Origin of the sequence: Bacillus sp. FSL M8-0256, from assembly GCF_038005765.1 — a bacterium.
GTDB classification, from domain to species: domain Bacteria; phylum Bacillota; class Bacilli; order Bacillales; family Bacillaceae; genus Bacillus; species Bacillus safensis.
Genome location: NZ_JBBOTU010000001.1, coordinates 740,710 through 751,750 on the forward strand (window position 1 = coordinate 740,710; position 11,041 = coordinate 751,750).

Here is an 11,041-nt window from a genome sequence, read left to right on the forward strand (position 1 = left end):
TGTTAACTATATGAAAAGTAGAGGTGGCGTAATTGACTAGTAGTTTAGTATATTGGCCATTAACACATCCGCAGCGGCGCGTGATGAACATGGAAACATTTTATCCAGAAACACCAATTAATCATATTGGCGGTATTATTTTCGTCAATGGGCCGTTGCAGCTCGATAAACTGAAGCAGGCCATTGCAACATGTATTATGACGACAGAATCTCTTCGTCTCAAGCTAGTAGAGAAAGATGATGAGATGCTTCAATACGTTGATCCAAACGCCGATCATCATATTCCTGCCTATGAGTTTTCCACACATAAAGACATGCTGGAATGGGCTGAAAAAGCCTTCAAAACACCATTTCAATTACTAGAAACCTCTCTCGCCGAATTTGCTGTATTAAAAGTCGGTGAACAACAATCCGGTTATTTCATCAAATGCCATCATACAGTAGCAGATGGATGGTCGATGAAAGTAATCATCGATAAAATTAGCCAGCTTTACACTGCTCTTACACAAAGCTCCTCTATCGAACAAGAAGCAGACAATCATTCTGTTTTTATTGATAAAGAATCAAAATATATGAACTCCCCAAGATTTAAAAAAGATCAGCAATTTTGGAAAGAAACATTATCTGATGTGTCTGACAGTTATTTGGTACAGGGAACTGACCAAATCAAAGGCCATCGGCAGAGCCATTACCTTGATCGACAACTCTCAGAACGAATCTATGAATTTATAGATACCCATCATTGTTCAATCAACTCTTTATTTACTTTAGGACTCTTCGTTTACTTGCATAAAAGATACCAGCAAAAAGATTTTATTATTGGGACGCCAGTTCTCAATCGTTCCGGGCAAAAGGAAAAAGCCACGTCCGGTATGACCGTTAGCACAATGCCATATCGAATGAAGATGAACCCTCATTTATCTCTATTAGAAAGTTTGTCAGATGTTCAAAAAAGCTATAAGACTTACTTCCTGCATCAGCGTTATCCCTATGATGCACTCGTCAAGGATTTAGAGCTTGCAAAGGCAGGATATGATCAGCTTTTTCAAATCTATATCAACTCCTACAGCACAAATATGGTGCAGGAGATGGAAGGATACAAAGTGGAATACATGGAGCTTTACAATGGATTCCAGCCATATGGCTTGCAAGTAGCTGTGAAAGAATGGGATGAAAAAGGGCAAATCGAGCTGCAATATGACTACAAAATCTCAGATTACAGCAATGAAGACATCAACTTTCTACATGAAAGGATGCTTCTCTTTGTCGAGAACATACTTACCCAGCCTAAGCAGCTCTTAAAAGACGTACTGCTTATGACAGAGGAAGAGGAACATCGAGAGCTATATCAATGGAACGACACAGGCGTGCTATTCCCACAAAAGCAAAAAATTCATGAATTAATCACAGACATGTCAAAGACTTCTCCTGATCGAATCGCGATTCAGGACGGCTCTCATATCATGACATACGGTGAACTTGAGAGAAAAACCAACCAAATGGCGCATTTCCTGCAAACACATGGCTTACAGAGACATGACTTTGTTGCAATATGTATGAATCATTCACCAGAACTGATTGTACTATTGCTGGGGATTTTAAAGGCTGGAGGTGCATATGTACCGATTGATCCTGAGTATCCGCAGGAACGCATTCAGTTTATTTTGGATGACAGTCAGGCAAAGCTGTTTTTTACAGATCATGCATCTGCATACCATTTTAATGGTGATACGTACAATATCTACAACGTGTGGGATCAGTTGGATCCGTATGATGCGGAACATTCATTCATTGGAGATGATGAAGACGTCGCATACATGATTTATACGTCTGGTTCTACAGGACAGCCAAAGGGAGTGATGATTGAGCATCAAAGCTTAGTGAACTATATCATGTCTGCCAAAACAAACTATACAGATTCAGAAGATGACCATTTTGCTCTGTATTCGTCCATTGCATTTGATCTAACCATTACCTCCATTTATACGCCATTGGTTATTGGCAGTACAGTAGTCATCTATCGTCAAGAGGATCAGCCAGGCTTTTTATTAGAACATATTTTGTTTGATCAAAAAGCAAAGGTGATCAAGCTGACACCAGCTCATATGGCACTGTTAACAGATGCTGCACTGTCTCAGTCAGTGGTTAAACGGATGATAGTAGGAGGAGAACAATTATCGACTTCTTTGGCTAAAAGAATTACTGAGGCAAGTGATGGAAGGATATCCATCTTTAATGAATATGGACCAACTGAAGCAACCGTTGGCTGTATGATCCATCAGTTCCATCAAGATGATGGCGGCACATCGGTGTCAATTGGAGTGCCGATGCCGAATACAGAGATTTACCTTTTAGATGAAAATCAGCAAGTGGTGTTGCCAGGGACGATAGGAGAAATATATATTTCAGGCGCGGGTGTTGGAAGAGGATACTGGCAAAGACCTGATTTGCAGAAATCACGCTTTCTGCCCAATCCATTCGTAGGTCATCGCCGCATGTACCGAACCGGTGACATTGCGAAACGTGCAAGTGATGGAAAGATTGAATACATTGGCCGGATTGACCATCAAATCAAGCTTCGGGGCTACCGGATAGAGCTGGGTGAAATCGAACTTGCGCTTATGGCAATCGATGAAGTGGATAAAGCAGCTGTCATTGATCTAACTGATGAATCTGGAGAAAAACAGCTGGCTGCTTATATTGAATTGAAAGATGAAGAGCTAACCTCCTTTTTACTAAGGAAGAAATTATCAGATCAGCTGCCAGCTTATATGGTACCTGCCTATTTTGTTGTATTAAAAGAACTCCCGCTTACCCAAAATGGAAAAATCAATCGGGCAGCACTGCCTGATCCATTGTTGTCTCAAGTGGAAACAGCTGTTGAATGGTCGAAGGAAACAGCGGACATTGAAGGGATCATAGTAGACACAGCAAAAGCCATCTTAGGGCATGAAAAGGTTGAACCGGCTGATCATTTTTATCAGCTTGGCGGCGATTCCATAAAGGCGATTCAATTTATTGCGAAGTTAAAAGACAAAGGACTCTATTTAAAAACCAAAGATCTATTTACTTATCCCATTTTTAGAGAAATGGCACAAGTCGTTCAGCAGGAACCAGTCTTACATATCTCACAAGAACAGGCTGTGGGCGATGTGAAATCGATCCCAATCATCGAATGGTTTTGGTCCCAGCGGTTAAAAGATAAACATTTCTGGCATCAATCTATCATTGTTCATTCAAAGAAAAAGATGGATGAAAGAATCGTGCAGAGTGCTTTAAAAGAGCTGGTCATTCATCACGACGGATTAAGGTTAAAAGTACATGAGGCGACAAACACACTCTATTATGATGAAAACATTCAAAATATCCCGCTGACGATACACGATTTTACGGCATTGTCAGAAGAGAATGTGGAAGAAGCGCTGCAAGAAGTAGGATGTCAGATCAAGCAAAGGACTCATCTTTATCAAGGACCATTGATTCAGGCAGCGCTTTGTCAAACTGCTTCTCAATCACATCTCATTTTTACCGCCCATCATCTTTTAGTTGATGGTATGTCTTGGCAAATTCTTGTGGAGGATTTGATTCAATTATTTCATGCAGAGAAGGGTTCAGCAGAAGTGCTTCCGCCAAAAACTCATTCATATCAAACATTTACAGAGCGGGTTAACGAGTATGCAGTATCAGAAGATGTAAAAGAGGCGTTCAACTATTGGAAAAATGTGGTTCAGGGTATTCAGCCTCTGTATCAAGTTTCTTCTAATGAGGGATATGTCAAAGACGAAGTCAAATTAACGAAGGCTTTATCTGTGGAGCTCACGGATCAATTGACCAATCAAGCGAATAAAGCGTACCAAACGCAGCCTCACGAACTGTTAATTTCAGCCTTAACGCAAGCCTGTTATCAGCAAACGAATCAAAAACGGATTTCTCTGGAATTAGAAGGTCATGGCAGAGATGCTGTGGAGGAAAATATTGATGTATCTAGAACGTGCGGCTGGTTCACTACCATGTATCCTGTGAATGTTCATGTTTCTGAATCTCTCTCAGATCACATACGGGCTGTCAAAGAAACGATACGTGAGGTGCCGAATAAAGGTGCAGAATATGGGCTGTTGTCATACATCAATAGGCAGCTTCCTGATCATTCAGCGCCGCAATTACGGTTTAATTATTTAGGTGAAATCGATCAGGTGCTTAAACAATCATCTGATTATGAGATGTCTTACTTTACATCGGGGATTGATTCGTCATTGGATAATCCGTTAACAACCGTCATCGATATGGTCGCTACCATCAAGGGCGGACAGCTGATTTTCCATCTTTCTTTCAGCGAAAAACAGCTGTGTGAAACAGATATGATGCAGCTATTGCAAGAGATAGAACAGCAAATTGAGCGTATGGTACAGCATTGCTTAGAACAAGAAGGGATCGAATTTACACCGTCTGATTTTGAAACAGTTGATATGTCTCTTGAAGAAATGGATTCATTATTTACATGAGGAAAAATCAGCATGTTATCTACATTTCATTTTTGTTAGCTGTCTTATGGATAAGCGGCTTTGCTGGGGGGACACATGCAAAAGCAGTGATTTCATCTAAAGCCATTGATCAAGTGATAGAGGAACAGATGGTGCTTGGGCGCATTCCCGGCATGTCCGTTGTGGTTGTGAAAAAAGACGAAGTGGTGTACCAAAAAGGGTTTGGCTATGCGGATCAAAAGAAAATGAAGAAAGTGACAGCCAGTACTTTCTTTGAAATTGGTTCTACATCAAAGGCGTTTACCGCTCTTGCTATTGTGGAGTTAGAAAAGCAAGGGAAACTTCATTTGAAAGAACCGGTGAGCAGCTATATTCCAGGCTTTTTTCCAACATACCATGGAAAGTCTCAGCGTTTGACGGTGGAGCAATTAATGCATCACACAAGCGGCATCCCCTTTCAATCCATTGCGCTTATCCAGCCAGATCAAGCAAAAGATGCGCTAAAGAAAACAGTCCAACAACTGAAATCAATTGAGCTCCATCACAAGCCTGGCAGCTCCTTTGAATATGCCACCATCAACTATGATGTTCTTGGTCTCATCATTGAAAATGTGACAGGAACGTCATATGAGGCATATATGAAAGGACTGTTTAAAACGCATCATCTTAACCAAACAGAAGCTGGGCTAAAACGCATGAAATCTGGTGTTGTTTCAGAAGGATTTAAACTGCATTTCCTTGCTCCACATGCTTATGAAGCACCAGAATATCGTGGCAACACCCCTGCAGGCTATATTGTGATGAATAATCAGGATGTGGGGACTTGGCTGCAATATCAATTGACCGATTCAACTTGGTCTCGTTTTGTAAAAAATCCTGATCAGTTAACTGTGAAAGTCCCAGAAGAAGGGGAGCATGTCTATTACAATGCCGGCTGGTATATAGAAAAAACACATGGGCAGGTGGAATCACTATTTCATGCTGGATCTAATCCGAATTATTCATCATTTTTTCTGATCCAGCCAAAAGAAGACGTTGCTATCGGAGTGTTAGCAAACATGAATAGCAGCTACACAGAGAAAACGGCACGTCTTATTGCCAAAACGATGACGGGTACAAATGAAGAAACAGAGTCATCCATGGATCCATTTCAGCTCATTGATCAATTGAGTGTGGCAGCCACATGTCTTTTTATTTTGCTGCAAATAGTGTCAGTCGTTCGTTTTATCAAATGGAGGAAACGTGTAAGAAATGGCGTTCTGGTTCGCAGGCACATTTCACTTGGCGTATGGCTGAAAAGTATCGGCTGGGTACTGCTCCTAATTGGGATATTGCTTCTGCCAATGATTCTTTCGCAACTAGCCTTTAAGGGACTGCCTTGGAAAATGACTTTTGTATGGGGACCTTTCTCTCTCATTGAATTAGCGATTTCTTATTATTTGTTTTTCATTTGGTTTTGTACGATTGGTTTCATCAAAGGATTTATGGTGACATCTACTGCTGGAAAGAGAGGACAAGAAGATGACCGTCAAACAGATTACAGGCATTCATCCTTATAATGATTTGTTTTATCGCAGCTGTTTCTTCAATTGCTTTTTTCCAATTGTGAAGCTGCATGGTCAAGAAGTCGCTACATATTTATTAAATGATCAATTTGCATATCGACTTACAGAAGACGGTTTGCTGCAGATTGACTGGATGTCGGCACACGATCCAGAAAAGATAATGAATTTACAGGGCATTCAAGTTGAAAAAATGACGCATTGTACCAATCTCATTGAAAAGGTCAAACAAGATGTGAGGCGTGACCGCCCGGTGATTGTATGGGTAGACCCTTTCGTTCAGCGAGGTAGAAAAGAGTATTTGACAACACATAGCCGTCATTCGATTTTAATCACGGGTTTTCATGAAAATCAGCAAACCTTTCAGGTATTAGAGAATCGTCATTTAGATAATTTGTCGTATGAGCATCAAGTGCTGTCATATGGAGATGTGCAGAAAGGGTATGATACCTTTCATGATCATTTTCAGCCGAATGATCAATTCCATTCCTATGCGGCCTTCCACTTTGATCCGGTCAAGGTCTCGACTGAATTATTTGATCAAAAAACGGCTTATTTCCTGAGAAATATGCATGGTCAGATTGACGCAATCGAAAAAGGAATTACAGCTCTTGAAACATTTTATGAACAGTTTCCTCAATGGGATGATATCGAGAAGCTCGTAGCATCTTTCAATCAGATCATCAATACGAAGAAAGTAGAGATGTATCGACTGAGACTCATAAAAGGCGATCTACCTGAGCTGTTTCAATGGATGGAAAGTATTTTAGCAGAATGGGAGAAAGCGAGGCACCAGGCAGCAAAACTCTTTTTTTCAGGGGAAATGTCTAGTCGGTACCAAGCCAACATTAAAGCTTCCTTACAACAAATCATCCAAGATGAAAAAAAATGGCTGGTAATGTTGAAAATCAAATGCAAAAGGGAGTGTGGCGTGTCGTGAAGTTATTTTGCTTACCGTACGCAGGTGGAGCAAGTACCGTATTCAGTAAGTGGAAATCATATATAGACCGGTCTATAGAAATTCATGCCCTTGAACTCCCTGGGCACGGGACAAGAATGACAGAGCCTGTGCTGACAAATTTACAGCAGGTCGCAGATGATCTTTATCTACAGGCGTCCTCTTCCTTAAAAGAAGGAGAACCCTATGCCATTTTCGGTCATAGCATGGGAGCTGTACTTGCATACGAATTACAAAAAAGAATGAAAACAAGATTAAACAAAGAGCCTTGCCATGTCTTTTATTCTGGACGCTTTCCACCACATATTCCAGAGAAGAAAGTCTATCATCAGCTGTCAGATGCCAAATTAAAAGAGGCGATTATTGCGATGGGGGGCGTTCCTGAGGAACTTGCCGATAACCATGCAGTGCTTGATTTCTTTCTGCAGATTTTAAGAGCAGATTTTCAGCTTTTGGAGACTTATCAGTGTGATGAAGTCGTTCCAGCTGCATGCCCAATTTCTATTTTTTATGGTACTCGTGATCTGCCTTCTGTGCTGTTTGATTTAGACGATTGGGATCAATATACAAGCAAAGATTGTGCGTTTTTTGAATTCGATGGAGATCACTTTTTTATTCATTCATTAACAAATGAAGTCGTAGAAAAAATCAATGTCATTTTAAAGCGAATTGGAGTGTTGGAGAAATGAACACGAAACACGTAGGCGTGATTGGGGCAGGTGTGATGGGGGCTGATATGGCATTAGACCTTTCAGCAAATGGCTATCAAGTCACATTGGTTGATGTCACAGAAGAAAAACTAAACGAAGCACTAGAAAAGATCAAGAAAACCTATCAATTGGTGCAATTTGTGAGAAAAAAGAAAATCTCATTGTCCTTAGAAGACGTATTGTCTCAAATTCAGCTATCGACTTCATTTGAAGGCTTACATGACGCACATATCGTCATTGAAAATGTGACGGAAGATTGGGAGATAAAAAAACCCATTTATGAAGAGCTGCGAGATATTTGTTCGAAAGAAACCATCTATTTTGTAAACACGAGCTGCATTTCCATTACAAAGGTAGGGTCCCTTATGCATCATCCTGAAAAAGTTATTGGTGCACATTTTATGAACCCTGTTCCTCTTAAAGCGTTAGTTGAGGTGATTAGAGGAAAAGCAACTTCTGATGAAACAGTTGAAACGGCAAAAGGTTTCTTGAAATCCTTTGATAAAACACCTGTTGTGGTGCATGATCTTCCAGGGTTTGTTTCCAACCGTGTGCTCATGCTGACAATCAATGAAGCGATTTGGGCGGTGCAAGATCAAGTCGCGACACCAGCAGATGTCGATAAAATTTTCCGCGGGGGCTTCGGCCATAAAATGGGGCCGCTTGCGACAGGAGACTTAATTGGGCTTGATACGATTTTGAATTCATTGCTTGTTTTATACGAGAGCTACAAAGATCCGAAGTTCCGCCCATGTCCTCTGCTTGTCAAAATGGTCGATGCTGGTGAGTATGGCAAAAAATCAGGTAAAGGCTTTTTCCAATATGACATGTGAGAGGAGAAAAACAAATGGCTAAACAAATCAAGTGTGTTGTCTGGGATTTAGATCATACATTATGGGATGGAATTTTACTTGAATCAGATGAAGTGACGTTAAAGCCATCGATGAAGGAAGTGCTAACAGAGCTAGATGAGCGCGGTATCCTTTTATCCATTGCAAGCCGGAATGATGAAGCTGCTGTGAGGGAAAAGCTCTCCGCCTTTGGGATCGAACATTTCTTTCTCTATCCAGAGATTCATTGGAATGCCAAATCTAGTTCATTAGAGAGAATCAGCGAGCGTTTAAATATTCATAAAGATACCATTCTCTTTATCGATGATCAGCCATTTGAACGAGAAGAAGTGAAGGCAGTTCATCCAGAGATTACTTGCTGGGATGCGGTCGATTATATGACATTGCTCACAGATGATCGACTGCGACCAGCTTTTATCACAGAGGATGCAAAACGGCGCAGAGAAATGTACATGGAAGCAGATCAAAGGCAGCAGGAAGAAGAGAAATATGAAGGGCCGCCTGAAAAATTTTTGGCCTCTTTAAATATGAAATTCGTTATATCAGAAGCAGGAGAACAAGATCTCCAGCGAGCCGAAGAACTTACCGTTCGAACCAATCAATTAAATGCAAGCGGGAAAACCTACGATTACGCAGAGCTTGATTATTTCCGTCAATCAGACAATCACTTGCTTCTCGTCTGTGAACTTGAAGATAAATTCGGTTCATATGGAAAAATAGGACTCTCTTTAATAGAAGAAACAGGTGATACATGGCATGTCAAACTACTGCTTATGTCTTGCCGTGTTATGTCACGTGGAGTCGGGACCATTTTACTGACAACGATTTTGCAAGAGGCGAAAAAGAGAGGAAAACGGCTTGTAGCTGATTTTAAACAAACCGATCGAAACCGCATGATGTATATCACTTATAAGTTTGCGAATTTCAAAGAGATCGAGAATGGGGAAGATGGCTATATTTTGTTCGAAAACGATTTAAGCATGATTCAGCCTTTCCCAGAATACGTAGATGTCAACATTGAGATAAAGCAGAAGGACCCTGCCAAATAAAAAAGCGAAAAGCGAGGAGATTGAATGATGAACCTACACGAACAAGTAAGAGCATATATCGAGCAAAACCTAGTGGTATTTGATGAGGAAATGGAGCTTGGAAATGATGATCATATTTTTGAACAAGGCTTTGTCAATTCACTATTTGCGATGAAACTAGTGAACTATATTGAACATGACTTTCACTTCCAATTAGACAATGAAGACCTCGACATTGCTAATTTTAGTACGGTCAACCGTATTGTCGCCTTAATTGAGAAAAAACAACAGGGGGCGGCTCTTCATGAAAACAGCTGAACAAACAATCGATGCTATTGAAGAAATACGACAATTTTGCAATGAACATATCCGGCCATTTGCCAATGAATTCGATGAGACAGAACATTTGCCGGAGTCGCTGATTCGAGATATGGCGAAAAGAGGCTATTTGGCGGCAGGTATCCCATCCGCCTATCAAGGATTGGGGCTTGATCCGATTGCATATGGACAGTTCACGGAACAAGTGGGGAAAGCTTGCTGTAACGTACGGACATTATTAACAGTGAATTCACTCGTAGGGGAAGCCATCCTTCGTTATGGAACAGAAGACCAAAAACAAGGCTGGCTCGTTGAATTAGCTAAAGGGGAAAAAATCGGTGCCTTTGCTTTGTCAGAGCCGAATATTGGCTCAGATGCCAATCATGTTGAAACTAGCTATCAAAAAAAAGGACAGTCCTATGTATTAAATGGGAAGAAAAAGTGGATTTCCTTCGGAGCGATTGCAGATTTCTTTATTGTGATTGCACGAGACGGCGAACAAGTCACGGCATTCCTTGTCGATCGAGATCAGACGGGTGTAGAGATTGAGAGAATTACTGGAATGATGGCAAATCGAGCGTCTTATTTAGCAGAAATCACTCTTGATCATGTGCAGGTACACGAAGACTGTGTCTTAGGGCCAGTTGGGGGCGGTTTTAACCACGTAGTGTCTCTGGCTTTAGACCATGGACGATACAGTGTTGCCTGGGCAGGGCTTGCCATTGCACAAGAAGCCGTTGATTCTCTCGTTACGTATTCACGTAAAAGAACTCAGTTTAATGAAAAACTGTACAAGCATCAAATGATCAAAGGAATGATCGGAGATGCAGTCACTCAGCTCCATGCAGCGAGAGCTTTATGCCTAAAGGCTGGAGAAATGCGAGAAGCGAATCATCCTGATGCGATCACAGAAACATCCATTGCAAAATATTTTACCTCCAAAATTGCTGTCGACATTACAAATACAAATGTCCAAATCCATGGTGGGAGTGGATTTAGCCGGGAAAACTCAGCTTCAAGATTATATCGTGAAGCGAAGGTACTTGAAATTATTGAAGGGACTTCGCAAATTCAGCAGCAGGTCATTGCTAACTATGGTTTACGCCATTATTTCGTGAAACATTCTTAGAAAG

General features: G+C 41.0%; 8 protein-coding genes. All 8 read left to right on the top strand.

Annotation, left to right across the window (positions count from 1 at the left end; all coding sequences use genetic code 11):
* Positions 1–32 precede the first annotated feature (32 nt).
* From NSQ76_RS03795 to NSQ76_RS03830, 8 genes are read left to right on the top strand one after another with little or no spacing between them, the layout of a single operon-like run.
* Positions 33–4,502, top strand: a complete 4,470-nt coding sequence (locus NSQ76_RS03795) for an amino acid adenylation domain-containing protein (protein ID WP_341052510.1) — start codon at positions 33–35, stop codon at positions 4,500–4,502.
* Complete coding sequence (locus NSQ76_RS03800; RefSeq protein ID WP_341052513.1) at positions 4,499–6,040, top strand: serine hydrolase domain-containing protein; 1,542 nt, start codon at positions 4,499–4,501, stop codon at positions 6,038–6,040. Before NSQ76_RS03795 ends, NSQ76_RS03800 begins: the two co-directional genes overlap by 4 nt.
* Positions 6,003–6,983 (top strand): C39 family peptidase, encoded by a 981-nt coding sequence (locus NSQ76_RS03805; RefSeq protein ID WP_341052516.1) that lies wholly within the window; start codon positions 6,003–6,005, stop codon positions 6,981–6,983. The genes NSQ76_RS03800 and NSQ76_RS03805 overlap by 38 nt, the downstream gene beginning before the upstream one ends.
* Complete coding sequence (locus tag NSQ76_RS03810; protein WP_341052518.1) at positions 6,980–7,690, top strand: thioesterase II family protein; 711 nt, start codon at positions 6,980–6,982, stop codon at positions 7,688–7,690. The genes NSQ76_RS03805 and NSQ76_RS03810 overlap by 4 nt, the downstream gene beginning before the upstream one ends.
* Complete coding sequence (locus NSQ76_RS03815; protein WP_024424537.1) at positions 7,687–8,544, top strand: 3-hydroxyacyl-CoA dehydrogenase family protein; 858 nt, start codon at positions 7,687–7,689, stop codon at positions 8,542–8,544. The genes NSQ76_RS03810 and NSQ76_RS03815 overlap by 4 nt, the downstream gene beginning before the upstream one ends.
* Before the next feature lie 14 nt (positions 8,545–8,558).
* Positions 8,559–9,611: an HAD-IIIC family phosphatase gene (locus NSQ76_RS03820; RefSeq protein WP_025092642.1), complete on the top strand. Its 1,053-nt coding sequence runs from the start codon at positions 8,559–8,561 to the stop codon at positions 9,609–9,611.
* A 27-nt stretch (positions 9,612–9,638) separates the two neighbouring features.
* On the top strand, positions 9,639–9,908 hold the full coding sequence (locus tag NSQ76_RS03825; RefSeq protein WP_024424539.1) for an acyl carrier protein: 270 nt from the start codon (positions 9,639–9,641) through the stop codon (positions 9,906–9,908).
* Positions 9,895–11,037, top strand: coding sequence for an acyl-CoA dehydrogenase family protein (locus NSQ76_RS03830; protein WP_034623054.1), 1,143 nt, complete (start codon positions 9,895–9,897; stop codon positions 11,035–11,037). Before NSQ76_RS03825 ends, NSQ76_RS03830 begins: the two co-directional genes overlap by 14 nt.
* The last annotated feature ends 4 nt before the right edge of the window (positions 11,038–11,041 follow it).

Coding starts and splice junctions, on each gene's coding strand:
- NSQ76_RS03820 (WP_025092642.1), top strand. CDS start 8,559: ATGGCTAAACAAATCAAGTGTGTTGTCTGGGATTTAGATCATACATTA.
- NSQ76_RS03805 (WP_341052516.1), top strand. CDS start 6,003: ATGACCGTCAAACAGATTACAGGCATTCATCCTTATAATGATTTGTTT.
- NSQ76_RS03815 (WP_024424537.1), top strand. CDS start 7,687: ATGAACACGAAACACGTAGGCGTGATTGGGGCAGGTGTGATGGGGGCT.
- NSQ76_RS03825 (WP_024424539.1), top strand. CDS start 9,639: ATGAACCTACACGAACAAGTAAGAGCATATATCGAGCAAAACCTAGTG.
- NSQ76_RS03830 (WP_034623054.1), top strand. CDS start 9,895: ATGAAAACAGCTGAACAAACAATCGATGCTATTGAAGAAATACGACAA.
- NSQ76_RS03800 (WP_341052513.1), top strand. CDS start 4,499: ATGAGGAAAAATCAGCATGTTATCTACATTTCATTTTTGTTAGCTGTC.